Raw genomic sequence first — 24,400 nt, 5'->3', positions numbered from 1 at the left:
GGGGGCTATGCGTACCCACGACACACGGCTCAACATCGTGTCAGTGAGTGGCAGGGAAGCGACGACTCGGAGGTCGACGATGACCCAGAGGACCGAACCGGTGCGTGTCGTGGCGGCCGGGGACCACTTCGTGCTGCCGGGGCTGATCGCGGGGGCGGTGGAGGCCGAGCTCGGCGGGATCGCCGTAGAGACAACGGAGTTGACGCTCGGTTGGCCCCTCGAACCCTTCGGGCCGGTCGCCGAGGTGACGGAGGCCAGCGACGCCGAGGACGAGATGATCGAGGCGCTGGCCGACGCGGAGGTGCTCGTCACCCAGATGGGCCCCGTGACCGAGCGGGTGCTGGCCACCGCGGACCGGCTGAAGCTGGTCGTGGTGTGCCGGGGCGGCCCGGTCAACGTGAATCTCGACGCGGCCAAGGCCCACGACGTCCGGGTGTGCTTCGCGCCCGGGCGCAACGCGGCCGCGACCGCGGAGTTCACCGTCGGCATGCTCCTGGCCGCCCTGCGCCGCATCCCGCAGGCACACGATCTCCTGGCCGGACAGGGCAGTTGGGAGGGGGCCGCCTACTACACGTACGAGAACAGCGGACTGGAGCTGGAGGACCTGCCCGTCGGGCTCGTCGGCTACGGCGCGGTCGGCAGCCGGGTCGCGCGCGTGCTGTGCGCCTTCGGCGCGCAGGTCATGGTGTACGACCCCTACGTACGTGGCGAGATCCACGGCCTGCGGGTCTCCTCGCTGGACGAACTCCTCGGCCGCTCCCGGGTGATCACCCTGCACGCCCGGCTCACCGCGGAGACCCGTGGCCTGATCGGCGCCCGTGAGCTGGGGCTGCTGCCCCGGGGCGCGGTCGTGGTGAACGTGGCCCGCGGGCCGCTCCTCGACGAGGCCGCCCTGTGCACCGCCCTCGCCGAGGGCCAGGTGTCGGCCGCGGCCCTCGACACCTACGAGCACGAGCCCCTGCCCCCCGACTCCCCCCTGCACTCCCTCACCGACCGGGTCGTCCTCACCCCCCACCTCGGCGGGGCGAGCCGCGCGGTGGCCGAGAAGGCGGCGCGGATCGCGGCGGAGGAGGTGGGCCGCTGGGTGCGGGGAGAGCGGCTGGCGCACTGCTTGACGTGACGGCGTGACCTAGAAGGGATTTCCTCATGTACGTCGGGATCGATGTGGGCACGTCCGTCGTCAAGGCCGCCGCCTTCGACGGTGAGGGACGTCAACTGGGCGTCGAGGCGCGGCCGGTGGAGCTCTCCTTGCGCGGTGGGTTCGTCGAGCAGGACATGTCCGAGGTGTACGACGCGGTCGTGGACGTGCTCGGGAAGCTGACCGCGCGGGTGGACGAGCCGGTGGAGCTGGCGGGGCTGACCGGACAGGGCGACGGGGTGTGGCTGGTCGACAAGGAGGGGCGGCCGGTGCGGTCAGCTGTCTCCTGGATGGACGGGCGGGCCCATGAACTCCTCGACCAGTGGCTGGCGGACGGCACGTTCGAGACGGTGTTCCGGCGGACCGGCGGGGCGATGTTCCCCGGGTCGCCGGGGCCGTTGCTGGCGTGGCTGGACCGGTACGACCCCAAGGCGCTGGACGCCGCCGCGAGTGCCGTGTACTGCAAGGACATGGTGTTCCAGCGGCTGACGGGCGCGTCGCTCGCTCTGACGGATGTGTCGGACGCGTCGATGCCGTTTCTCGATCCGCGGACGCGTTCCTATGACAACCGGGTCGTGGAGTTGCTGGGGTTGACCCACCGGCGGCGGCTGCTGCCCTCGATCGGCGACCCGATCGCCACGGGCGCCGCGCGCGGCGAGGGGCTGCCGGTCGGGACGCGGCTCTCGAACGGGCCGTACGACCTCCCCGCGTGTGCGCTGGGGGCGGGGGTCACCGAGCCGGGGGACGGGCTGCTGATCGTGGGGACGTGTCTGGCCGCGCTGGTCGCCACGACGGAGCTGGATCTGTCGGGTGAGCCCGCGGGGCTGTACATCTCCACGGATCGGCCCGGGCACCGGTTGCGGGCGATGCCGGCGATGGTCGGTACGGCCGCGCTGGACTGGGTGCTGTCGACGACCGGGGTCACCCATGCCGAGGTGGACGGGCTGCTCTCCGAGACTCCGCCGGGGGCGCACGGGGTGCGGGTGCTGCCGTACTTCGCTCCGTCCGGGGAGCGGGCGCCGTTTGTCGAGCCGCATCTTCGGGCCGAGCTGACGGGGGTCTCGCTGGAGACGACCAAGGCGGATCTGGTCCGGGCGACCTGTGAGGGGATCGGGTATGCGGCTCGGCACTGTCTGGAGGCGGCGGGGCTGACCGGGTCGCTCGCGGTGTGTGGTGGGGGGACGCGGAGTTCCGCGTGGATGCGGTTGCTCTCCGAGGTTCTGGGGCGGCCGCTCAGGGTTGTGGAGGGGGAGGTGGGGGCTCGGGGGGCGGTGTTGGCCGCGGCCGAGAGGTACGGGGTCTCTCTTGACGTGGGGGGCTGGACCGAACCGACGGTTGTTGTGGAGCCGGATGCGGGGCGGGTCGCGTTTTATGACGAGGGGTATGCCGAGTATTTGGGGCGGGTGAAAAGGGCTCGGAAGAAGTAGCGCCTCATGGGGTGCCGCAGCCTGTTCGTTTGCGGCTGCGGCACCGTTGTGGCTTGTCGCGCCCACGCGGCGGAGCCGCAAATCGATGCAGCCCCGCGCCCCTGGGGGGATCTACTACAGGTTGGAGAAATCGGGACCCTTGGTCCTGGTCCGCTTGATCTCGTAGAAGCCCGGTACCGACGCCACCGCCACCGTGCCGTCCCAGAGGCGGGCCGCCTCCTCGCCCTTGGGAGCCGGGGTGACGACCGGGCCGAAGAAGGCGATCTGGTTGCCGTCGGGGCCCGGGACCGCGATGACCGGGGTGCCGACGTCCTGGCCGACCTTGTCGATGCCCTCCTTGTGGGAGGCGCGCAGCTCCGCGTCGAACTCGAAGTCCTTCTGATCGAAGTACTCGATGAGGTCGGCGGGCAGGCCGACGTCCGCCAGCGCGCCCTCGACGGCCTCGCGGGTCGGCCCCTGGCCCTCGTTGTGGATACGGGTGCCGAGCGCGGTGTACAGCGGGCCGAGGATGTCGGAGCCGTGCTTCTGCCAGGCCGCGGTGACCACCCGGATCGGCTGCCAGGCCTTGGTCTCAAGGAGCTCGCGGTACTCCTCCGGCAGCTCGTCGACCTTCGGCTCGTTGAGGACCGCGAGGCTCATGATGTGCCAGCGCACCTCGATGTCACGGGCCTTCTCCACCTCCAGGACCCAGCGGGAGGTCATCCAGGCCCAGGGGCACAGCGGGTCGAACCAGAAGTCGACGGGGGTCTTGCCCTCGGCTGTGGCGGCGGTGGTCTCGGACATGCGTCTCCTCAAGAAGTGTTCGATTGCCAGGGAGAACATCGGCCGCACCCCACCCCATTCCCGGCTGACCGATGTCAGGAGCACATGGCAGGATCGGGCCTGTCCGCATGCTGAACACCATCCGAGGGAGCATCGCCCGTGCCCGGTGAGAATCTGTCCCGCGACGAGGCCCGGGAGCGGGCCGCCCTGCTGTCCGTCGACGCGTACGAGGTCTCCCTCGACCTGCGCTCGGCGGTCGGCGACCAGTCCGGGGACGGTCCGCGCACCTTCCGGTCCGTGACGACGATCCGCTTCCGGTGCAACGAGCCGGGGGCGTCCAGCTTCGCGGACCTGATCGCACCGAGCGTCACGGCGCTCTCGCTGAACGGCCGGGACCTCGACCCGGGCGCGGTCTTCGACGGCTCCCGGATCGCCCTGGAGGACCTGGCCGCCGACAACGAACTCGTCGTCGACGCGCAGTGCGCCTACTCCCGCACCGGCGAGGGCATGCACCGCTTCGTCGACCCGGAGGACGGCGAGGTCTACCTCTACACGCAGTACGAGCCGGCCGACTCCCGCCGGGTCTTCGCCAACTTCGAGCAGCCGGATCTGAAGGCGCCCTTCCGGTTCGAGGTACGTGCACCTGAGGGGTGGACGGTCTGGAGCAACGGGGTGGGCGCGGAAAGCGACGGCGTCTGGCGGTTCGCGGAGACGAAGCCGATCTCGACGTACATCACCTGTGTCACCGCGGGCCCGTACCACTACGTCACCGACTCGTACACCCGCACCCACCCGGACGGCACCACGTCGGAGATCCCCCTCGGCGCCCTGTGCCGCAAGGGCCTCGCCCCCTACTTCGACGCCGACGACGTGTTCCTCGTCACCAAGCAGGGCCTGGACTTCTTCCACGAGCACTTCGACTACCCGTACCCCTTCGGGAAGTACGACCAGGCGTTCGTGCCCGAGTACAACCTCGGCGCGATGGAGAACCCGGGCCTGGTGACCTTCCGCGAGGAGTTCATCTTCCGCGGCAAGGTGACGCAGGCGTCCTACGAGAGCCGGGCCAACGTCATCCTGCACGAGATGGCGCACATGTGGTTCGGCGACCTCGTCACCATGGTGTGGTGGGACGACCTGTGGCTGAAGGAGTCCTTCGCGGACTTCATGGGCACCTTCGCCAACGTCGGCGCGACCCGCTTCAAGGACGCCTGGATCACCTTCGCCAACCGCCGCAAGGCCTGGGCGTACCGCGCCGACCAGCTGCCCTCCACGCACCCCATCACCGCCGACATCCGCGACCTCCAGGACGCCAAGCTCAACTTCGACGGCATCACGTACGCCAAGGGCGCCTCCGTACTGAAGCAGCTCGTGGCGTACGTCGGCCAGGACGCGTTCCTGGAGGGTGCGCGGCGCTACTTCAAGCGGAACGCGTACGGCAACACACGCCTCGGTGACCTGCTCTCGGTGCTGGAGGAGACCTCCGGGCGGGACATGGGGGCGTGGGCGCGGTCCTGGCTCCAGACGGCCGGGGTCAACTCCCTCACCCCGCAGGTGCTGCTCAGCGCAGAGGGGCTCGTGGACGAGCTCGCGGTCGTACAGGAGGCCGCCGAGTCCCACCCCGAGCTGCGGCCGCACCGGGTGGCGGTGGGGCTGTACCGGCTGGAGGGCACCACACTGGCGCGCTACGCCCGCGCCGAGGTGGACGTCGACGGCCCGCGGACCGTCGTAGGGGAACTGTCGGGGGCCGAGGCGCCCGCGCTGGTGCTGGTCAACGACGACGACCTGACGTACTGCAAGACGCGCTTCGACACGGCCTCGCTGGAGACCCTGAAGTCGGGTCTCGGGGACATCGACGACCCGCTCGCCCGGGCCCTGTGCTGGTCGGCGCTGTGGAACATGACGCGGGACGCGCTGCTGCCGGCGCGGGACTTCCTGGACCTGGTGCTGCGGTTCGCGGGGCGCGAGTCGGACATCGGGGTGCTGCAGATGCTGCACGCGTGGGCGGGCTCCTCGCTGGTCCACTACGTGCCCGCGGCGTGGCGTACGGAAGGCGGGCGGCTGGTGGCCGAGGGCGCGCTGCGGGAGCTGCGGGCGGCCGAGCCGGGCGGCGAGCACCAGCTGGCGTGGGCCCGGTTCTTCGCCTCGGTGGCCTCCGGAGCGGACGAACTGGCGCTGCTGAAGGGCCTGTTGGAGGGCACCGAGAAGGTCGACGGGCTGGAGGTCGACCAGGAGCTGCGGTGGGCGTTCCTGGAGCCGCTCGCGGCGCACGGCGTCGCCGACGAGGCCGCGCTCGCGGCCGAACTCGCCCGGGACGACACCGCGTCCGGCAAGCGGCACCAGGTGCGCTGTCTGGCCGCGCGGCCGTCGGCGGCGGTCAAGGCGCAGGGCTGGGCGCAGGTCGTGGAGTCGGACGCGCTCTCCAACGCGCTGGCCGAGGCGACGATGGCGGGCTGGGGCCGGCCGTCCCAGCGGGAGCTGCTGGCGCCGTACACCGAGAAGTACTTCGCGGCGATCGAGCGGATCTGGCGGGAGCGGTCGATCCAGATCGCGATGAACGTCGTCTCGGGGCTGTTCCCCTCGCTCCAGGACTCGCCGGACACGCTCGACGCGGCCGACGCGTGGCTCGCGGCCCACACGGACGCGGCGCCGGCGCTGCGGCGGCTGGTGCTGGAGGGGCGCGACGATCTGGCGCGGGCGCTGCGGGCCCAGCAGGCCGAGGCACAGGGAGCTTTGGCCAACGGCTGATCCCACGGTGACCGTTACGGAATCCGGTCAATAACACCCGTAACCCCTGGTCCAACCCATTCGGACCAGGGGTTTTCGGTGCCCTATCGGCACCCGAACACCCGTCCTTTAGTGCCACCTTGTCCGCATTTGTCGACGGGCGTGTAACAGCGGTTAGAAGGCCGTCCGACCGCGGGAATCCCCGCTGCATGAACCACAACACCCCGCTCTCCCCCCGCCCGCTCCACCACCTCAGCGAGGTCCGCTCCCGCGTCCTGACGGCCGCGCAGCTCCGCGCCCGGAGCGTCTCGGCCGCCGACGCCAACGAGCAGTGCCGTCCCGGCGGTCCCTGGCAGCAGCTGCTGCCCGGGGTCTTCCTGCTCCACCCGGGTCCGCCGACCAGCCAGGAGCGGCTGCACGCGGTGCTGGTGTACGCGGCGCGGGAGCAGCGGTCCGGCGGGGTGCCGGCGCAGCCGGGGGCGGCGGACCCACACCGGCCGGTGTACGCGGAGGCGATGATCACGGGGCTGGCCGCGCTCACCCTGCACGGCTTCACCGCGACCCCGTCGCTGCTCGCCCTGGACCGGATCGACGTGCTGGTGCCCAGACTCCGGCGGCTGCGCTCCACGGGCTGTGCGCGGGTGGTCCGCACGGCCGCGCTGCCGCCCGCCGAGCAGGTCACCGGTCTCCCGGTCGCCCCGGTCCCGCGCGCCCTCGCCGACGCGGTCGCCGAGCTGACGGACGCGGGTGCCGTACGGCGGCTGCTGACCGAGGCGGTGCGCGGCGGGCACTGCGAACCGGCGGCGGTGGTGCGGGAGTTGAACAACGCGAAGCTGCTGAGCCGGCCGCACGTGGTGGACGCGGTGGACTCGCTGCTGGCGGAGGGCCGGGCGATCGCCGAGGACCGCCTGTACCGGATGGTCCAGGAGCACGGTCTGCCCGACCCGGTGTGGAACGTGGACCTGCGGCTGCCGGGCGGCCCGCACCTGGGCGGTCTCGACGCGTACTGGCCGGAGCAGGCGGTGGCGGTGGAGCTGGACACGCGGGCCCCACGTCAGGACGAGGACGCGCTGTGGTCCGAATACGCCCGCAAGCGCGAGCACTTGGAGCGGCTCGGCATCACGGTCGTCCACATCACCCCGAAGAAGCTGCGGGACGCGATGGAGCAGCAGGCGGCGGTCGTGCGGACGGCACTGATGGCGGCGGGCGACCGCGACCCGGCCGCGTATGTCGTGGTGCTTCCCCGGTAGGAGGGGGATCGGGGAGGCACCAGGAGGGGAGAGGAGGGGCCGCCGGGCCGGAGGGGGATCCGGCGGCCCCTCCTCGCATGCGCTAGACGTCGAACTCCGGGATCAGGTCGCCGACCAGCCGGATGCTGTTCATGACGCTCTCGTGCGGAAGCGCTCCCACCTGCTGGAAGCACATCAGGCGGTCGATGCCGAGGTCGGCGTAGGCGCGGAGCTTCTTGCGGCAGGTCTCGGGGCTGCCGACGATCAGGGAGTCCTGCTGGGAGAGGGCCTCGAAGACCTCGTCGTCGGGGACCTGCTCGCCCTGGAGGATGCGGCCGATGACCAGGTTGGCGGCGCTCGGCCCGGCGCCCGAGGAGGCCTCCGCGCGCAGGAACTCGCCCGCCAGGCCGCCGCCGGACGGGTCGGCCATCAGGGCCTGTTCCCGGGCCATCGTCTCCATGAAGGCGCCCGCCGCCTCGAAGAAGGTCAGCGCGGTGGCGGTGTACCAGGCGGCCGCGGCGGCCGCGCCGCCCCGCATGGCCTCCTCGTCGGTCTCCGCGCAGTGGACGAAGGTGAAGAAGGCGATCTGGTCGTTGACGGTCGCGCCGGCCGGCTCCCGGCACTCCGCGGCCGCCGCCCGGTACAGCGACACCAGCCGGGCCACCCGCTCCAGCGGCTCCCACAGGGTCGTGCCGAGGACGCCGACGCCCCGCTGGCCCGCCTCCTCGAAGGACGCCGGGCTGGAGGCCGCCTGCCACAGCGGGGGATGCGGGCTCTGGTACGGCGCCGGGACCACCCTCGCGCCGCCGCTCACCGAGGTGTCGCCCGCCCACATCCTCGGTACGGCCTCGAAGGCGTCCTGCGTCCGCTCGCGCACCGTCGCCGGGTCGGCGCCGAACAGCCGCCACTCGGGCGGGGTCGAGCGGGTCAGGCCCAACTCGGCCCGGCCGCCGCTGAGATGGTCCAGCATGGCGGCGCGCTCGGCGATCCGGATCGGGTGGTTGATCTCGCGGGGCGCGAGGACGGCCGCATGGCCGAGGCGGATCCGGGAGGTGCGCTGGGAGAGGGCCGCCAGGAACAGCTCCGGTGCCGAGGAGAGGCTGAACTCCTCCGCGCCGTGGTGCTCGACCTGCCACCAGCAGCCGTACCCCAGCTCGTCGGCGAGGACCGCCTGCTCCAGGGCCTGGGTGATGCGCCGGTGCTGGTGGTCGTCGGCGGTCCAGGGGCGGGGGTCCTGGATCTCGCTGAATATGTCGATCTTCATGGTGTCTTTTTACGCTTTTCCCGTCACAAAGGTTCCGGCAACGTGGGCCGGGTGACGGAGCCCACATGGATGCCGTCGAGCAGGGCCGCGTACGAGGCGATCATGCGCGTACGGCTGAAGCGCTCGCGGGCGGCGAGCAGGGCCGGGGCGAGCGCCTCGCGGCTCGCGACCGCCTCGGACCAGGCGAGGGCGATCGCCTGCGGGTCCGGCGGGGTGACGGTGCCGAGGCCCGCCACGATCGCCGCGCTGTCGCCGACGTCGGTGGTCACCGGGATCGCGCCGCACATCATGCCCTCGATCAGGCACAGCGGGGCCGCCTCACCCCAGGCGGAGGTCAGGGCGACCACGTCGGCCGCGGCGTACAGGTGCTCCATGTCGCGGCGCACGCCGAGCAGGCGCAGGCCGCGTTCGGCGAGGTCCCGGCGGGCCCCGAAGGCGGCGGTGACGTCGGCCGCCAGGCCGGGGTTGGCCGCGGTCATGCCCGCCCCGCACATCAGCACCCGGCCCTCGGGGACCCGCTCCAGCCAGGCGCGGGCGGCGGCGAGGAGCAGCGGGACGTTCTTCATGCCGTCGTAGCGGGCGGCGAAGACGACCACGGGGGCGTCGAGGTCGATGCCGAGTTCCGTGCGCAGGGCCACCCGGCGGGCCGCGTCGGGGCGGAAGCGGACCAGGTCGACGCCGTTGGGGATGACGTGCAGCAGCTCGGCCGGGACGCCGGCGGCCTCGTAGGCGGCGCGGGTGGACTCGGCGCAGCAGACGCAGGCGGCGACCGTGCCGTCGGCGATGGCGGCCTTCAGCTCGTCGAGGGCGGGGCCCTGGTTCTCCGGGTCCGAGCGGTGCAGGCACACCACGACCGGGCGGCGCGGCAGGCCCGCCTGGTTGAGGAGGGCGAGCGGCTGTTCCTTGAGGGAGAGCAGGACGTCGGCCTCGGCCATGGCCCGAGCGGTTTCGGCCAGCTCGGGCCCGGTGAAGTCGGCCGAAACGCCGGTGCCGGTAAAGGTGCGGCCAAGAGAGGTGACGCCCACGCCGGCGCCGGTCAGCGCCCGGTAGCAGGTGTCGTCCTCCATCCGCTGCCGGGTCGCCTCCCGGTGCACCTCGCCGTACAGACTCAGCACCCGCTGGTGCTGACCGCCCTCTCTCAGCCCCAGGACGATGTCGCTGTGCACGATCCGGGCTCCTCCGGAGAAGAAGCCCTCGTAGACCGACAACACCCGCAGTTCGTGCCTCGCACGCACACGACCACCCGCCTTGCCACCGATATCGAGCCATCCCCGTGAAGTGCGGGTTAGCCGATATGAGGCGGTACGGACGTTACATGCGAATGAACTGGGTGCTTCCGGTCCGAGTCGGCACGACTACCCGCCGCAGAACTCCGCCTCGACCACCGCGTCGGTGTCCCCCGACCAGTCGCCGTTGAAGTTGAGGGCGAGGGAATGGCGGCCGTCGGCGGTGGTCACGGCCACCGAGTTGGAGCCGTGGATGCCGCCGTCGTGGCCCCAGACATGGACCCCGCAACTGAGCTTGCGGTCGATCAGTCCGAGGCCGTACCCGGCGTTCGGGTGCCCCTCGGCGGTCACGGTGGTCTTCATCTCCTTCAGCTGCTCGGGCGGGAGCAGCCGGCCCCTGAGCAGGGCGGAGTAGAAGCGGTTCAGGTCGGGCGCGTCGGAGACCATCCCGCCCGCCGAGGAGGCCAGGGAGGGGTTGAGCTCGGTGACGTCGTACGTCGGTCCCGTGGCCGTCTCGGCGAGCTTGGAGTAGGCCCGGCTGCTGGGCCGCGGGAGGGTGGCCCGGTTGGCCGGGACCGAGGTGCCGCGCAGACCGAGGGGTTCAATGATCCGGTCGCGGATCTCGTCGCCGTACGGGTGCCCGGTGACCTTCTCGATCACCATGCCGGCCACGACGTAGTTGGTGTTGGAGTAGTTCCAGGAGGTGCCGGGCGCGAAGTCGGGCCGGTGCGCCATGGCGATGGCGACGAGGTCGGTGGCGGACTTCCGGTCGTAACGGTGTTGGAAGAAACCGTCCTTGAGGAAGTACGTCCGCCCGAAGGTCTCGTCGGCGGTGTAGTTGAAGATCCCGCTCGTGTGGTTGAGGAGCTGGCGGAGGGTGATCCGGCGGCCGTCGTGGCCGTGGCCGCGGACCACTCCGGGCAGCCACTTCTCCACCGAGTCGTCGAGCGACAGCCGTCCCTCCGCCTCCAGTTGGAGCAGCGCGGTGGAGACGAAGGTCTTGGTGATGCTGCCCGCGCGGAACCGGTCCTCGGCCGAACGCGGCGCGCCGGTACGGAGGTTGCCCACCCCCGCGGTGGTGGACCAGGTGCGGCCGCGGTCCTTCGCGGTGAGCGTCACGCCGGGCACGCCGTCCTCCACCGCGGCCTCCACGGCCCGTTGGGTGGCCGTGTGGTCGCCGCCCGCGGGTGCCGCGAACGCCGGGGCCGCGAGGGCGGCCGTCAGCGCCACGGCCGTCGCCGCCACCAGAGTCGTCCGTACGGTCATGTCTTCCCCCTGTTCGTCTGTGGTCGTGATCGGCGGGAGAGACCCGGGCCGCGAGGGGAAGGTTGAGACGGTTACACCGGGTTGAGCACTTTTCGGACCTTCTCCAGGATCCCGCGGGAGTCGTCCGGTACGACCGGTGCGTCGGGGGTGGCCGAGAGGACGCCGGCCCTCGTCCGCCAGTCCTCGAACAGTCCGCGGAACATCTGGTGGGTCTGGTCCTTGGCCGATGAGCGCCTCGGGTGGGCCATGACGTCCTCCTTCGTTTCGGGTTCGTTCCGAAGGTAGGAGTGATTGGCTCGCTGCTACCGTCCAATGGCATGCGGGAATCACGGACCAATCTGGTGGGCGACCTCCTGCTCCGGCTGGAGCGGACCGGGGAGGGGCTGCTGCACGAGCGGGTGAAGCGGGCGCTGCGCACGGCGATCCGGGAGGGCCGGATCGAGGTCGGCACCGCCCTGCCGCCGAGCCGGCAGCTCGCCGCCGACCTGGGCGTCTCGCGCTGGGCGGTGACCGAGGCGTACGGCCAGCTCGTCGCCGAGGGGTATCTGGAGGCGCGGACCGGCTCCGCCACCCGGGTGCGCTGGTCGGGGGGCGCCGGGGCCGACGCCGCCCGGCGCGCGCCGCACCGGGTTCCCGAGGTCCGTTTCGACCTGGCGCCGGGTCTGCCGGATCTACGGGCCTTTCCGCGCCGCCGGTGGGCCGAGGCCGTCCGCTCCCAGGTGACCACCGTGGCGTTCTCGGAGTTCGGCCACCCGCCGGCCGGCGGCCACCCTCGGCTGCGGCGGCTGCTCGCCGAGTACCTGGGCCGCTCCCGCGGGGTGTCCGCGACCGCCGAGGACGTGACGGTCTGCACGAGCGTGACCGACGGGGTGCGGCGGATGTGCCAGGTGCTGCGCGGGCAGGGCGTCACCGCGGTCGGCTGCGAGGAGCCGGGGTGGACCCGGCTGCGGGAGGTGATCCGTGCGGCGGGGCTGGAGACGGTGCCGGTGCGGGTGGACGGGGGTGGTCTGCGGACCGACGAACTCGCCGGGCGGCGCGGGCTGCGGGCCGTCCTGGTGTCACCGGCCCATCAGTTCCCGCTCGGTACGGTGCTGGCGCCCGAACGCCGGGCCGCGCTGCTGCGGTGGGCGCACGACGTCGACGGGGTCGTCCTGGAGGACGACTACGACGCGGAGTTCCGCTACGACCGCCGGCCGGTCGCCGCGCTCCAGGGCATGGACCCGTCCCGGGTCGTGCTCTTCAAGTCGCTCAGCAAGATGCTCTCCCCCGCGCTCGGGATCGGGTGGGTCGTGGGGGCGGCGCGGTGGACCCGGGAGCTGTCCGCCGCGCAGCCTTCGCCGCTCGACCAGTTGGCGTTCGCCGAGTTGCTGGAGTCCGGGGGGTACGACCGGCATCTGCGGGCCTGCCGGAAGCGGTACCGGGTTCGGCGGGACGCGTTGGTGCGGGCGTTGGGTGAGTCGTTGCCGTCTATGCCGGTGTCCGGGGCTGCGGCGGGGCTGCATCTTCTTTTGCGGGTGCCGACCGATGTGGATACCGGGCGGGTGGTTCGGGTGGCGGGTTCGCGAGGGTTGCTTGTTGCGGATCTCGCCGCGTATCACGACACCGAGGACCATGCCGATCACGGGCTGGTCCTCGGGTACGGGAATCTCGCGGATGGGGTGGTGGGTGAGGCTGTGCGGGTGCTTCGGGAGGCCGTAGAAAAAGGTCTCAGCCTTTCTTGAGGACCAGTTCCGTGTTGCGGTCGCCCGCCGCCCCGCCGAGCTGTGTGCTCGAACCCGGGGCGTTGTAGGCCAACTCTCGGTACAGGGCCGCCAAACCCGTCTGGCTGAGATCGGCGAAGTCCGTGCGGTGGGGGGCCGCCGATTCGATCAACGTCGTGAAGATCGAGAGCGTGCCGTCCTTGTTGTCCACCAGCTCGACGATCCGGGCCAGGTGGGGGAAGTCGATGTGGGAGGCGGTGGAGATCTCCCAGAAGGAGCGGCCGTCGGGGGCCGAGTGGGCCGTGATCACGTTGCGGTGGATGTGGCCGTTGATCCAGGCCAGGACGTTGCGGTGGCTGGCCAGCGTCGCGACGACGTCCGAGCCGCCGTACCGCCTCTCGTCCGGGCGGGCCGGGTCGCGGCGGGTGTTGTCCATGGAGTCGCTGGTGTGGTGGCTGAAGACGACGACCCAGTGGTCCTTGTTCTCCCTCAACGTCCGCTCCAGCCAGCGCAGTTGGGCCGCGCCGATGGATCCCTGGTAGTGGCCGCCGGGGTCGGTGGTGTCGAGGCTGATGCCGATGACGTCGTCGGCGATGCGGAAGCTGTAGTACTGGGTGCCCGCGTCGAGGTTGGCGGTGGAGTAGCCGTGGCCGACCGGGCCGACGCCCCGGTGCGCGGGGTCGAGGTGGGCCTTGAGGTAGTCGCGGGCGGTGTAGGGGGCGCGCCGCTCGTCGGGGGTGACCGAGCGCATGTCACGGGTGTGCGCCTTGAGCAGGTCGCGGAAGGCGTGGCCCTGCGGGTCGGAGGCCTTCTTGACCATGGTCTGGAGCTTCCTGGACTCCGACGCGGACAGCGTCATCAGCTTCTTGCCGCCGACGGCGTACTCGGCGAGCCAGGAGTCGCCGTGGCCGTAGCAGCCGAGGGGCAGGCTGTCGTGGTTGCCGACCGTGGAGTACCAGGGGATGTTGAGGCCGGGGCTGTTCAACTCCCGGATGGCGGCGGCGAGATAGCCCTTCAGGTGCGGGAAGCCGCGCCGCTTGTCGTCGTCGCGGGTGGCGGAGTCGGCCTGCCAGTACAGCCCCAGGCCGCTGTTCTGGACGCCCTCGTAGTGGCGCGGGTCCCCGGAGTTGGGGCTGATCCGGCCGCCGCTCATGACGGTGAGGAACCACTCCAGCTCGGTCCCCGCGTTGTTGTCGGTGTTGTCGCCGGTGGTCATGGCGAACTGCAGCGGGGCGCCGGTGACGGGGCCGCCGCGCAGCGCGTTGATCCGCTCGACGAGAGAGATCGCGCCGGGGACGGTCAGCGCCTCCTGCGGGCGCCAGGAGTGCGGGTCGATGGAGCGGACGTACTCCAGGCGCATCGGGTGCTGGACGTCGATCAGGTGCAGGTCGGTGAGCTGGACGAACGCGGCCAGCGAGGTGCGGCGGCCGGCCCGGCCGGTCTTCGGCGCGGCGAGCTCGGAGCGGACCTTGCGGGTCCAGCCGGGGCCGTCGCCGAGGCGGCGGTAGCCGGAGCCGGCGTGCGGGGCGGCGACGGAGGCGACGGTGGTGCCGCGGGTGTAGGGGACGAGGGGGACGGCGGCCGGGGCCTCGTGGACGGTCCGGGCGACGGGTGCCCCGGCGGCGGTGTCCGCGACGGCGGTCGCGGCCTCGCTGTCGGTGGGCCGCAGGGCGTAGCCGACGCCCGCGGAGACGGCTGCCGCACCGGTGGCGGCGAGGACGGTACGACGGTGGACCCCCAGCGCGGTGCTGGCGACAGAGCGTGTGCGCGACATGGCGCGTTCTCCCCGAGTGCGAACTGCGTCGGCGGTGGCGCGGACGTCACAGCCAGTCGCAGCCGCGAACAACCCGCTCGCTCTGGATGCTTGGCACCGGGAATGACCTGCGCGTGAACGAAGCGGCAACGCGCAACACCGATCACCGTACGTGGATCACCCCCCACCCTGTGCGCCCGCGAACGCTCGTCGACTGGCCGGGGGCCGGTTACTCCGCGTTCATCTGACGGGGTACGACAGCTAGTTCCCGGGCCGTCCGGTCACCGGGCGCTCGCGCCACAGCCGGAGGCCGTAGTCGATCAGCGACACCCGGTTCAGGTCGGGGACGGCGGTCAGGTCGTGCCACGCGGCCATGTCCGTGGTGCCGCCCACCTCGTGGCGGAGGTCGCCGCCGGTGACGCGGGCCTCGTAGATCACGCCGACGCCGTGGTGGTCGACGGTGCGGCCGAGGCCGCGGCGCTCGGTGACAGTGCGGGAGCGGACGCCGAGCAGGCCGGTGACCTCGACGTGGTAGCCGGTCTCCTCCTCGACCTCGCGCAGGACGGTGTCGTGGGGATCCTCGCCGTGTTCCATGCCACCGCCGGGCAGGGTCCACTCCGGGAGGCCGGCGCCGTCGACCCCACGGGCGAGCAGGATCCGTTCGTCACGTACACACACGGCATAAGCCGCCAACCTCAGCCTCTTTCGCACTGTTTATCCCTCATCTCCCCCATGGGCATCGCGGGTTTTCCCCATACGCCCATATCGATTCGGCCAACTCTCCCTAAATATCCTTCCCATGCGTAAAGCTGGGCGGCCATCCGGGATCACTTTCCGGATCACTGTGACCAGGTCCGATCGGACTCGGCCACACACCCGCTGGTTCCTTTACCAACAAGGGATGCCGATGACCCTCACCCCCCAGAGCGCCCCGATATCGGGCGCGAGACGTGTGGCGCGCATAGCCGTGGCCGCCGGACTGGTCGCCGCGCTCTCCGCGGCGGGACCGATACCGATGGCCTTCTCCGCCGACAGCACCCCTGTCACGGCCGACCCGGGCCTCAAGTCCGCCGACGACAAGCTCGGTTCGGACGACGCCGACGCGCTCGCCGAGGCCAAGGCCGCCGGCGACAAGAACATCACGCTGATGGTCGCGACCGCCCCCGGCCAGACCGAGCAGGTCGCCGAGGAGCTGGACGCGGTCAAGGGCGGCCTGGTCGGCAAGACCTACGACAAGCTCGGTTACGTCCGGGCCACCGTCCCCACCGCGAAGGCCGACTCGGCCATCGCCGCCGCCGCGAAGCTCTCCTCCGTGCACGGCATCGACGTCAAGCAGGACATCCCGCTGGACGACCCCACGCCGAGCGCGGACACCGCGAAGGGCGCCGCGAACAAGGCCACGACGACCTACCCGGCGCCGAACAGGAACACCCCCGCCGAGAACCCGTACAACCCGTCCTTCGAGACGGGCGCCGTCGACTTCGTGAAGGACCACCCGAAGGCGGACGGCCGCGGTGTCACCATCGGCATCCTCGACTCCGGCGTGGACCTCGGCCACCCGGCGCTGCAGAAGACCACCACCGGTGAGCGGAAGATCGTCGACTGGGTGACGGCGACCGACCCGGTGTCCGACGGCGACGCCACCTGGCGGCGGATGAACAACCCCGTCAGCGGCCCGACCTTCACCATCGCGGGCGCCACCTGGAAGGCCCCGGCGGGCTCCTACCAGTTCAACCTGTTCCGCGAGTCGGCCACCGCCGGCGGTGACGCCAAGGGCGACGCCAACCGCGACGGCGACACCACCGACGTCTGGGGCGTCCTCTACGACGCGGCCGCCGGAACCGTCCGGGTCGACCTGAACAACAACAACGACTTCTCCGACGACGCGGCGATGAAGCCGTACAAGGACGGCTACCAGGTCGGCTACTTCGGCACCGACAACCCGTCGACCGACGTCGTCGAGCGTCAGCCGTTCGTCGTCGAGATCCGCAAGGACGTCGTCTACGACGCCGCGGGCAGCAAGGCCGACTACGTCAACATCGGCGTCATCGAGTCCGAGCACGGCACCCACGTGGCCGGCATCACCGCCGCCAACGGCCTGTTCGGCGGCAAGATGAACGGCGCGGCCCCGGGCGCGAAGCTCGTCTCCTCGCGCGCCTGCACCTGGACCGGCGGCTGCACCAACGTGGCGCTGACCGAGGGCATGATCGACCTCGTCGTCAACCGCGGGGTCGACATCGTCAACATGTCGATCGGCGGCCTCCCGGCGCTGAACGACGGCAACAACGCGCGCTCCGAGCTCTACACGCGCCTCATCGACACCTACGGCGTCCAGCTGGTGATCTCCGCGGGCAACTCCGGCCCCGGTGTGAACACCATCGGCGACCCCGGTCTGGCCGACAAGGTCATCTCGGTCGGCGCGACCATCTCCAAGGCGACCTGGGCCGCCAACTACGGCTCCGCCGTGGAGAAGAAGTACGCGATGATGCCGTTCTCCTCGCGCGGTCCGCGTGAGGACGGCGGCTTCACGCCGACCCTGTCGGCCCCCGGTGCGGCGATCAACACCACGCAGACCTGGCTGCCGGGCGCCCCGGTCGCCGAGGCGGGCTACTCGCTGCCGGCCGGCTACTCGATGCTCCAGGGCACCTCGATGGCCTCCCCGCAGGCCACCGGCGCCACCGCGCTGCTGCTGAGCGCCGCCAAGCAGAAGGGCATCGCCCTGACGCCGGCCACCCTGCGCACCGCCCTGACCTCGACCGCCGACCACATCAAGGGTGTGCAGGCGTACGAGGAGGGCGCGGGCCTCATCGACATCGTGGACGCCTGGGACGCCATCAAGGACGGCGCGACGGCCCATGAGTACACCGTGAAGGCGCCGGTCGACACCGCGATCGACCAGTTCCTGAAGACGCCGGGCTTCGGCACCGGCATCTACGACCGCGAGGGCGGCCTGAAGGCCGGCGTGAAGAAGTCGTACGAGGTCACCATCACCCGTACGACCGGCGCCGACAAGGCGATCCGCCACGAACTGAACCTGGAGAACAACGCCTCCGGCACCTTCTCCATCGTCGGCCCCGACGAGATCAAGCTGGGCCTGAACAAGCCCGTCACGGTCAAGATCGCCGCGAAGTCGCCGTCGGCCGGCGTCAAGAGCGCGATCCTGGAGGTCGACGACCCGAAGACCGAGGGGATCGACAAGCAGATCCTCAACACGGTCGTGGTCTCGGCGCCGCTGAAGTACACCTACAGCGCGTCGAACACCGTGCAGCGCAACAGCACGCAGTCGTACTTCGTGACCGTCCCCGAGGGCGCCAAGTCCCTGGAGGTCGCGATCGGCGGGCTCAAGGACAAGAGCCAGACCCGGTTCATCGCGATCCACCCCTACGGCGTCCCGGTCGACAACACCAGCACCCCGAACTGCTACAACAACTACCTCGACGGCAACGGCTGCAAGCCGGACGTCCGCTCCTACGCCGACCCGCAGGCCGGTGTCTGGGAGATCGAGGTCGAGTCGCGCCGCACCTCGCCGCTGCTCGACAACCCGTACAAGCTGGACGTCGCCGTCTACGGCGCGGCCTTCGACCCGGAGACGGTGACCGTCCCCGAGGCCAAGGTCGGCACCCCGGTCACCGCCTCCTGGACCGTGACCAACAAGCTCGCCGCGATCGACGGCAAGCTGGCCGGCGGCCCGCTCGGCTCCTCCAAGACGGCCCGCCCGACGATCGCCGAAGGCGCCGTCCAGACCAGCACGGTCGACGTGCCCGCGGGCGCCAGCTCCCTCGACGTGGCCATCGGCAACACCGCCGACGCCTCCGCCGACCTCGACCTGACGGTCTACGACGCCTCGGGCGCCGTGGTCGGCCAGTCCGCGGACGGTGACTCGGAGGAGGCCGTCTCGGTGGCCAACCCGGCCGCCGGCACGTACACCGTCGAGGTCGTGGGCTACTCGGTCCCGGCCGGCTCGACGGCCTACGACTACCAGGACGTCTTCTTCTCCAGCGCCCTGGGCACGGTCTCCGTCGCGGACACCCCGGTCAAGCTCGGCACGGGCGCCTCGGCGACCGTCTCCGGCAGCGTCACCGCCCTGGCGGCCGCTCCGGAGGGCCGTGAGTTCTTCGGCCAGGTCAGTCTCGTCAACGCGCGCGGCACGGTCGCGGGCGTCGGCAGCGTGAAGATCGAGAAGGTCACGCCGTAACACTTCTCCGTACGGCGAACAGGGGCGGGCGTCCGTGAGGGCGCCCGCCCTTTACTCATGGCGTGCCGCCGCAGGCCAGTCCGCGTGCCTCGGGCAGCGAGGCGGTGATCCAGGCCCGCTCCGTGGCGACCTCCTGCCCGCCGACGGCCCAGTGGTCCGGCCGCGCCGAGCCCTCGGAGACGCCGAACAGCACGCGGCTGCCGACGGTCAGGGGTTCGGGCGGGTCGTACTCGCTGATCACGTAGGTGAGGCGGGCGGTGCCGCGATCCGGCTTGTAGTAGCGGCTCACGTCCACGGTGACCTGGAGTTCCCCGGTGGCGGGCAGCTCCTTGAGGACGGTCACCTCGCCCTCGGCGACCGTGGTGGCGCAGGCCAGATAGGCGGGGCTGCCGAAGCGGGCGGAGGCCTCCGCCTTGGAGGCGCCCGAGTCGTCGCTGGAGCCCGAGGTCAGGTTGCTCACGCCGGTGTGCCCGGACAGCCAGCCCAGTCCCGTGACCACACCGGCGACGGCGGCCGCGGCGAGGGTGCCGAAGGCGACGGCGCGGGCGCGCCGACGGGCCCGGGAGGGTCGTAGCGGAACGGGTTTCGCCGCCGGAGTCGCTTCGGCGAGCGTGTCGGCGATCAGCCCGAGCTGCTCCCTCAGCAGGACCAGGTCGGTCTCGGCCGACCGATACTCGGCCATGAAGGCGGCGTCGGCGCGGGCCGCGTCGGTCGGCTCCTCGCCGGTGATCGCGGCCATGAGCGCGTCACCGTCGTACGTCTCGTTCTCGGCGCTCATCTCACACCACCTCGTCCTCGTGCAGGCGGGTGCGCAGCGCCCGGACCGCCGTGTGCAGCCGGCTCTTGACCGTGCCCTCCGGGACGCCCAGCTCCTCGGCGATCGAGCGCACCGGCAGATCGGCGAAGAACCGGAGGATGACGACCTGGCGCTGCTGGTCGGGCAGCTCGTCCAGGCCCTGCGCGACGGCGAGGGAGAGCACGCTGGTGTCCTCGCCGGAGGGGAGTTCGTACTGGCGGAGGGAGGCCAGGCGCTCCCCCAGCCGCTCCTGGCGCTTCTTGGCCCGGTGCCAGTCCATGGCGAGGTTGGAGGCGACGACGGCGGCCCACGCGGAGACGTCCCGCGGGGCGTCGTACCCCTTCGCCGCCCGCTCCAGCAACCGCAGGCGGACCTGCTGCACCCCGTCCGGCAGGTCCGCCTGCGGCACCCCGCCCAGGGCGAGCACGGCCCGCACCCGGCGTTCCTGCGCCGTGTCCAGCGGGTCCCCTTGCTGTCCCCCCTGGCCACGGCGGGCGATTCCGCGCAGCACGCACACCCCTCCCCTCGCCGCGTTTCTCCTACGACGCCGGTGCGGGCCAAAACGTTCAGAGGCGTACGTCACACCGGTCGGCGTCCCATTCCTCGGGCATGCGACGCAAAGAATTGGACAGGTGGACCGGGGTCGGCCGCATGATGGAAAAGCTTGCGTCAAGTGTGAGAGACAGGGAGTCGCCGTGAGGGTCGGAATCGTCGGAGCCACCGGGCAGGTCGGCACGGTCATGCGCAGGATCCTCAAGGAGCGCGACTTCCCCGTGACGGAGCTGCGGCTGTTCGCCTCCGCGCGCTCGGCGGGCAGCGAGCTGGACGGCGTGACGGTGGAGGACGCGGCGACCGCCGACTACTCCGGCCTGGACATCGTGCTCTTCTCGGCGGGCGGCGCGACCTCGAAGGCGCTGGCCGAAAAGGTCGCCTCGCAGGGCGCGGTCGTGATCGACAACTCCTCCGCCTGGCGCAAGGACCCCGAGGTCCCGCTGGTCGTCTCCGAGGTGAACCCGCACGCGATCGCCGACCGCCCCAAGGGCATCATCGCCAACCCGAACTGCACGACCATGGCCGCGATGCCGGTCCTGAAGGTGCTGGACGCGGAGGCGGGTCTGGAGGCGCTGATCGCCACCACCTACCAGGCGGTGTCCGGTTCCGGCCTCGCGGGCGTGGCCGAGCTGCACGGCCAGGTGCAGAAGGTCGGCGCCGAGGCGGACAGGCTCACGCACGACGGCGGCGCGGTCGACTTCCCCGAGCCGGGCGTCTACAAGCGCCCCATCGCCTTCAACGTGCTCCCCTTCGCCGGGAACCTCGTCGAGGACGGTCTGAACGAGACCGACGAGGAGCAGAAGCTCCGCAACGAGTCCCGCAAGATCCTGGAGCTGCCCGACCTCAAGGTCTCCGGCACCTGTGTACGCGTCCCGGTCTTCTCCGGCCACTCGCTCCAGCTCAACGCCCGTTTCGCCCGCCCGATCTCCCCGGAGCGCGCCACGGAGCTGCTCGCGAAGGCGCCGGGTGTCGAGCTCTCCGACATCCCGACCCCGCTCCAGGCGGCCGGCCAGGACCCCTCGTACGTCGGCCGCATCCGCCGTGACGAGACCGTCGACAACGGCCTCGCCCTGTTCGTCTCGAACGACAACCTCCGCAAGGGTGCCGCCCTGAACGCGGTCCAGATCGCGGAGCTGGTGGCGGCGGAGCTCAAGGCCTCCTGACCTCGTAGTGGAAGCAGCCGTACTCGACGGCCCGGACGTGGACGAGCGCCACGGACGGGTCGTCGAAGGCGTTTCGGAGGGCCTCGTCGGTCACGGCGGGGACGAGGTCGCCGCCCAGGATGTGGCCGTCGGCGGAGTAGCGGCGGATCGTGCGGTGGGCTCCCGGGAAGGGGAAGGCGTCCGTCTCGGGCCCCGCGCACTCGTCGGCGTGGATGAAGACGGGGCCCTGCTCGTCGTACGCCCCGGGAGCGGCTCCCGTCTCCGCCGCCCAGCGGCGCAGGGGGGCGTACGAGACGAGGGCGATGCGCTCCCCGCGCTCGCTCCGGCGCAGACAGCAGCGCAGCGGCGCGCCGCCCTCCTCGGCGGTGAACGGGGACGGCGTGCGGCCCGCGTCGTCGGCGGTGCGCAGTTCCTTGAGGACGGACGGTTCGACGGGGCGTGCGGTGTGGGTGGTCATGCCGTCGAGCCTCCCGCGCGCACGCGTCGGGCACCGGCGGGATCCGGACATCGCGTTTCCCGGAGAACCCATGGAAGGATGGCCGAACCGCCGAACCTACGCATATCGAGGAGATGACCGCGTGCCTGGCACAAACCTGACTCGCGACGAGGCACAGCAGCGGGCGCAGCTGCTCACCGTGGACTCGTACGAGATCGATCTCGACCTCTCCGGCGCGCAGGAGGGCGGTACCTACCGGTCCGTGACGACGGTTCGCTTCGACGTCGCCGAGACCGGCACCGAGTCCTTCATCGACCTGGTCGCCCCCGCCGTCCACGAGGTGACGCTCAACGGCGACCCGCTCGACCCCGCCGAGGTCTTCAAGGACTCCCGGATCGCCCTGCCCGGCCTGCTGGCGGGCCGCAACATCCTGCGTGTCGTCGCGGACTGCGCCTACACCAACACCGGTGAGGGCCTGCACCGCTTCGTCGACCCGGTCGACCAACAGGCGTACCTGTACACCCAGTTCGAGGTGCCGGACGCGCGGCGGGTGTTCGCGTCCTTCGAGCAGCCGGACCTCAAGGCGACCTTCCAGTTCACCGTGAAGGCGCCGACCGGCTGGACCGTCATCTCCAACTCCCCGACGCCCGAGCCGCAGGACGACGTCTGGACCTTCGAGCCGACGCCCCGCATCTCGTCGTACATCACGGCCCTGATCGTCGGCCCGTACCACTCCGTGCACAGCGTGTACGAGAAGGACGGCCAGTCCGTGCCGCTCGGCATCTACTGCCGGCCCTCGCTCGCCGAACACCTCGACTCGGACGCCATCTTCGAGGTCACCCGGCAGGGCTTCGCCTGGTTCCAGGAGAAGTTCGACTACGCCTACCCGTTCAAGAAGTACGACCAGCTGTTCGTACCGGAGTTCAACGCGGGCGCGATGGAGAACGCGGGCGCGGTGACCATCCGCGACCAGTACGTCTTCCGCTCCAAGGTGACGGACGCCGCGTACGAGGTGCGGGCGGAGACGATCCTGCACGAGCTGGCCCACATGTGGTTCGGCGACCTGGTCACCATGGAGTGGTGGAACGACCTGTGGCTGAACGAGTCGTTCGCCACCTACACCTCGATCGCCTGCCAGGCGTACGCCCCCGAGTCGCGGTGGCCGCACTCCTGGACGACCTTCGCCAACTCCATGAAGACCTGGGCGTACCGGCAGGACCAACTGCCGTCCACGCACCCGATCATGGCGGAGATCAACGACCTCGACGACGTCCTCGTCAACTTCGACGGCATCACGTACGCCAAGGGCGCTTCGGTGTTGAAGCAGCTCGTCGCCTACGTCGGCATGGACGAGTTCTTCGCGGGCGTGCAGGCGTACTTCAAGCGGCACGCCTTCGGCAACACCCGCCTCTCCGACCTGCTGGGCGCGCTGGAGGAGACCTCCGGGCGTGACCTCGGGACCTGGTCGCAGAAGTGGCTCCAGACGGCCGGGATCAACATCCTGCGCCCGGAGATCGAGACGGACGAGCACGGGGTCATCACCTCCTTCGCGATCCGCCAGGAGGCCCCGGCGCTCCCCGCGGGCGCGAAGGGCGAGCCCACCCTGCGCCCGCACCGCATCGCCGTCGGCCTCTACGAACTCGACGAGAACAGCGGCAAGTTGGTGCGCGACGAGCGCGTCGAGCTGGACGTGGACGGCGAGCTGACGGCCGTACCGCAGCTGGCCGGCAAGCGCCGTCCGGCAGTTGTGCTGCTCAACGACGACGACCTCTCGTACGCCAAGGTCCGCCTGGACGAGGAGTCGCTGGCCTTCGTCACCGAGCACCTCGGCGACTTCGAGTCCTCGCTGCCGCGCGCGCTGTGCTGGGCGTCGGCCTGGGACATGACCCGGGACGCCGAACTGGCCACCCGTGACTACCTGTCGCTGGTGCTGTCCGGCATCGGCAAGGAGTCCGACATCGGTGTCGTGCAGTCGCTGCACCGGCAGGTGAAGCTGGCGATCGAGCTGTACGCCGACCCGGCGGGCCGCGACGCCCTGCTGGCCCGCTGGACCGACGCCACGCTGGCCCATCTGCGGGCGGCGCAGGCGGGCGGCGACCACCAGCTGGCGTGGGCGCGGGCGTTCGCGGCGGCGGCCCGGACGCCGGAACAACTCGACCTGCTGGAAGGGCTGCTGGACGGCTCGCAGGCGATCGAGGGGCTCGCGGTGGACACCGAGCTGCGCTGGGCGTTCGTGCAACGGCTCGCCGCCGTGGGCCGGTTCGACGAGGCGGAGATCGCCGGCGAGTACGAGCGGGACAAGACGGCGGCGGGCGAGCGGCACGCGGCCACCGCGCGGGCGTCCCGGCCGACCGAGGAGGCGAAGGCGGAGGCGTGGGCCTCGGTCGTCGAGTCCGACAAGCTGCCGAACGCCGTGCAGGAGGCGGTGATCGGCGGGTTCGTCCAGACCGACCAGCGCGAGCTGCTCGCGCCGTACACCGAGAAGTACTTCGCGGTCGTCAAGGACATCTGGGACGCGCGCTCGCACGAGATCGCCCAGCAGATCGCCATCGGCCTCTACCCGTCCCTCCAGATCTCCCAGGACACCCTGGACCGGACGGACGCGTGGCTGGCCGCCGCCGAGCCCAACGCGGCCCTGCGGCGCCTGGTCTCCGAGTCCCGCTCGGGCGTGGAGCGGGCGCTGAAGGCGCAGGCGGCGGACGCGCAGGCCGCGCAGTAAGTCCCTTAAGGGATGGGTGAGTTCACGAGGCTTCGGCTCCACGAGGCCGT

Annotated in this window: 18 protein-coding genes; 8 read left to right on the top strand and 10 right to left on the bottom strand. The window is 71.3% G+C overall.

Going from position 1 to position 24,400, the window contains the following annotated elements; genetic code table 11:
- Positions 1 to 79 precede the first annotated feature (79 nt).
- Both ABZ896_RS17810 and ABZ896_RS17805 read left to right on the top strand, forming a co-directional pair.
- Entirely contained in the window at positions 80 to 1,120 is a 1,041-nt protein-coding gene (locus ABZ896_RS17810; RefSeq protein WP_360929141.1) for a 2-hydroxyacid dehydrogenase, read from the top strand.
- Between the two features lie 26 nt (positions 1,121 to 1,146).
- Positions 1,147 to 2,565 (top strand): FGGY-family carbohydrate kinase, encoded by a 1,419-nt coding sequence (locus ABZ896_RS17805; protein WP_360929138.1) that lies wholly within the window; start codon positions 1,147 to 1,149, stop codon positions 2,563 to 2,565.
- A gap of 114 nt (positions 2,566 to 2,679) precedes the next feature.
- On the opposite strand, the gene ABZ896_RS17800 is transcribed toward ABZ896_RS17805, so the two are convergent.
- On the bottom strand, positions 2,680 to 3,348 hold the full coding sequence (locus ABZ896_RS17800; protein WP_360929135.1) for a DsbA family protein: 669 nt from the start codon (positions 3,346 to 3,348) through the stop codon (positions 2,680 to 2,682).
- 138 nt (positions 3,349 to 3,486) lie between these two features.
- Between ABZ896_RS17800 and pepN (ABZ896_RS17795) the strand changes: the two genes are divergently transcribed.
- Both pepN (ABZ896_RS17795) and ABZ896_RS17790 read left to right on the top strand, forming a co-directional pair.
- Positions 3,487 to 6,072 (top strand): aminopeptidase N, encoded by a 2,586-nt coding sequence (gene pepN, locus ABZ896_RS17795; RefSeq protein WP_360929132.1) that lies wholly within the window; start codon positions 3,487 to 3,489, stop codon positions 6,070 to 6,072.
- A 188-nt stretch (positions 6,073 to 6,260) separates the two neighbouring features.
- Positions 6,261 to 7,301: a hypothetical protein gene (locus ABZ896_RS17790; protein WP_360929129.1), complete on the top strand. Its 1,041-nt coding sequence runs from the start codon at positions 6,261 to 6,263 to the stop codon at positions 7,299 to 7,301.
- Between the two features lie 82 nt (positions 7,302 to 7,383).
- On the opposite strand, the gene ABZ896_RS17785 is transcribed toward ABZ896_RS17790, so the two are convergent.
- The 4 genes from ABZ896_RS17785 to ABZ896_RS17770 all read right to left on the bottom strand — a co-directional run bounded on the left by ABZ896_RS17785 (position 7,384) and on the right by ABZ896_RS17770 (position 11,284).
- Positions 7,384 to 8,544, bottom strand: a complete 1,161-nt coding sequence (locus ABZ896_RS17785) for an LLM class flavin-dependent oxidoreductase (RefSeq protein WP_360929127.1) — start codon at positions 8,542 to 8,544, stop codon at positions 7,384 to 7,386.
- Positions 8,545 to 8,567: 23 nt separating this feature from the next.
- Complete coding sequence (locus ABZ896_RS17780) at positions 8,568 to 9,755, bottom strand: glycosyltransferase (RefSeq protein ID WP_360929175.1); 1,188 nt, start codon at positions 9,753 to 9,755, stop codon at positions 8,568 to 8,570.
- 144 nt (positions 9,756 to 9,899) lie between these two features.
- Entirely contained in the window at positions 9,900 to 11,036 is a 1,137-nt protein-coding gene (locus ABZ896_RS17775; protein ID WP_360929124.1) for a serine hydrolase domain-containing protein, read from the bottom strand.
- Between the two features lie 71 nt (positions 11,037 to 11,107).
- Positions 11,108 to 11,284: a hypothetical protein gene (locus ABZ896_RS17770; protein WP_360929121.1), complete on the bottom strand. Its 177-nt coding sequence runs from the start codon at positions 11,282 to 11,284 to the stop codon at positions 11,108 to 11,110.
- A gap of 69 nt (positions 11,285 to 11,353) precedes the next feature.
- Between ABZ896_RS17770 and ABZ896_RS17765 the strand changes: the two genes are divergently transcribed.
- Positions 11,354 to 12,757 carry a PLP-dependent aminotransferase family protein gene (locus tag ABZ896_RS17765; protein ID WP_360929118.1) on the top strand — a complete coding sequence of 468 codons (1,404 nt, stop codon included), beginning with the start codon at positions 11,354 to 11,356 and terminating at the stop codon, positions 12,755 to 12,757.
- Here the strand turns inward: ABZ896_RS17765 and ABZ896_RS17760 are convergent.
- Complete coding sequence (locus ABZ896_RS17760) at positions 12,744 to 14,510, bottom strand: TIGR03767 family metallophosphoesterase (RefSeq protein ID WP_360929115.1); 1,767 nt, start codon at positions 14,508 to 14,510, stop codon at positions 12,744 to 12,746. The two genes, ABZ896_RS17765 and ABZ896_RS17760, sit on opposite strands and share 14 nt — an antisense overlap.
- 240 nt (positions 14,511 to 14,750) lie before the next feature.
- Positions 14,751 to 15,200: an NUDIX hydrolase gene (locus ABZ896_RS17755; protein ID WP_360929112.1), complete on the bottom strand. Its 450-nt coding sequence runs from the start codon at positions 15,198 to 15,200 to the stop codon at positions 14,751 to 14,753.
- Between the two features lie 196 nt (positions 15,201 to 15,396).
- On the opposite strand from ABZ896_RS17755, the gene ABZ896_RS17750 reads away from it, so the two are divergent.
- Positions 15,397 to 18,684 carry a S8 family serine peptidase gene (locus ABZ896_RS17750; RefSeq protein ID WP_360929109.1) on the top strand — a complete coding sequence of 1,096 codons (3,288 nt, stop codon included), beginning with the start codon at positions 15,397 to 15,399 and terminating at the stop codon, positions 18,682 to 18,684.
- Positions 18,685 to 18,739: 55 nt separating this feature from the next.
- On the opposite strand, the gene ABZ896_RS17745 is transcribed toward ABZ896_RS17750, so the two are convergent.
- Positions 18,740 to 19,462, bottom strand: coding sequence for a hypothetical protein (locus ABZ896_RS17745; RefSeq protein WP_360929106.1), 723 nt, complete (start codon positions 19,460 to 19,462; stop codon positions 18,740 to 18,742).
- A gap of 1 nt (position 19,463) precedes the next feature.
- Positions 19,464 to 19,997: a sigma-70 family RNA polymerase sigma factor gene (locus ABZ896_RS17740; RefSeq protein WP_360929103.1), complete on the bottom strand. Its 534-nt coding sequence runs from the start codon at positions 19,995 to 19,997 to the stop codon at positions 19,464 to 19,466.
- A gap of 178 nt (positions 19,998 to 20,175) precedes the next feature.
- Between ABZ896_RS17740 and ABZ896_RS17735 the strand changes: the two genes are divergently transcribed.
- Positions 20,176 to 21,195 (top strand): aspartate-semialdehyde dehydrogenase, encoded by a 1,020-nt coding sequence (locus ABZ896_RS17735; RefSeq protein ID WP_360929100.1) that lies wholly within the window; start codon positions 20,176 to 20,178, stop codon positions 21,193 to 21,195.
- On the opposite strand, the gene ABZ896_RS17730 is transcribed toward ABZ896_RS17735, so the two are convergent.
- Positions 21,182 to 21,652, bottom strand: coding sequence for a DUF1203 domain-containing protein (locus ABZ896_RS17730; RefSeq protein WP_360929097.1), 471 nt, complete (start codon positions 21,650 to 21,652; stop codon positions 21,182 to 21,184). The genes ABZ896_RS17735 and ABZ896_RS17730 overlap by 14 nt on opposite strands.
- Before the next feature lie 121 nt (positions 21,653 to 21,773).
- Here ABZ896_RS17730 and pepN (ABZ896_RS17725) point away from each other — a divergent pair, with 121 nt between their 5' ends.
- A complete protein-coding gene (gene pepN / locus ABZ896_RS17725; RefSeq protein ID WP_360929094.1) occupies positions 21,774 to 24,350 on the top strand; it encodes an aminopeptidase N in 2,577 nt (858 codons plus the stop codon).
- The last annotated feature ends 50 nt before the right edge of the window (positions 24,351 to 24,400 follow it).

This window comes from Streptomyces sp. NPDC047072, assembly GCF_040643855.1.
Lineage (GTDB): Bacteria > Actinomycetota > Actinomycetes > Streptomycetales > Streptomycetaceae > Streptomyces.
Note: the sequence above shows the minus strand (reverse complement) of the source record. Positions and strands in the feature narration are given on the sequence as shown.

Bases quoted from the DNA above. Each gene is read 5' to 3' on its own strand.
- ABZ896_RS17790 (WP_360929129.1), top strand. From the start codon at position 6,261: ATGAACCACAACACCCCGCTCTCCCCCCGCCCGCTCCACCACCTCAGC.
- ABZ896_RS17730 (WP_360929097.1), bottom strand. From the start codon at position 21,652: ATGACCACCCACACCGCACGCCCCGTCGAACCGTCCGTCCTCAAGGAA.
- ABZ896_RS17805 (WP_360929138.1), top strand. From the start codon at position 1,147: ATGTACGTCGGGATCGATGTGGGCACGTCCGTCGTCAAGGCCGCCGCC.
- ABZ896_RS17810 (WP_360929141.1), top strand. From the start codon at position 80: ATGACCCAGAGGACCGAACCGGTGCGTGTCGTGGCGGCCGGGGACCAC.
- ABZ896_RS17775 (WP_360929124.1), bottom strand. From the start codon at position 11,036: ATGACCGTACGGACGACTCTGGTGGCGGCGACGGCCGTGGCGCTGACG.
- ABZ896_RS17750 (WP_360929109.1), top strand. From the start codon at position 15,397: ATGACCCTCACCCCCCAGAGCGCCCCGATATCGGGCGCGAGACGTGTG.
- ABZ896_RS17765 (WP_360929118.1), top strand. From the start codon at position 11,354: ATGCGGGAATCACGGACCAATCTGGTGGGCGACCTCCTGCTCCGGCTG.
- ABZ896_RS17785 (WP_360929127.1), bottom strand. From the start codon at position 8,544: ATGAAGATCGACATATTCAGCGAGATCCAGGACCCCCGCCCCTGGACC.
- ABZ896_RS17770 (WP_360929121.1), bottom strand. From the start codon at position 11,284: ATGGCCCACCCGAGGCGCTCATCGGCCAAGGACCAGACCCACCAGATG.
- ABZ896_RS17745 (WP_360929106.1), bottom strand. From the start codon at position 19,462: ATGAGCGCCGAGAACGAGACGTACGACGGTGACGCGCTCATGGCCGCG.
- ABZ896_RS17800 (WP_360929135.1), bottom strand. From the start codon at position 3,348: ATGTCCGAGACCACCGCCGCCACAGCCGAGGGCAAGACCCCCGTCGAC.
- ABZ896_RS17760 (WP_360929115.1), bottom strand. From the start codon at position 14,510: ATGTCGCGCACACGCTCTGTCGCCAGCACCGCGCTGGGGGTCCACCGT.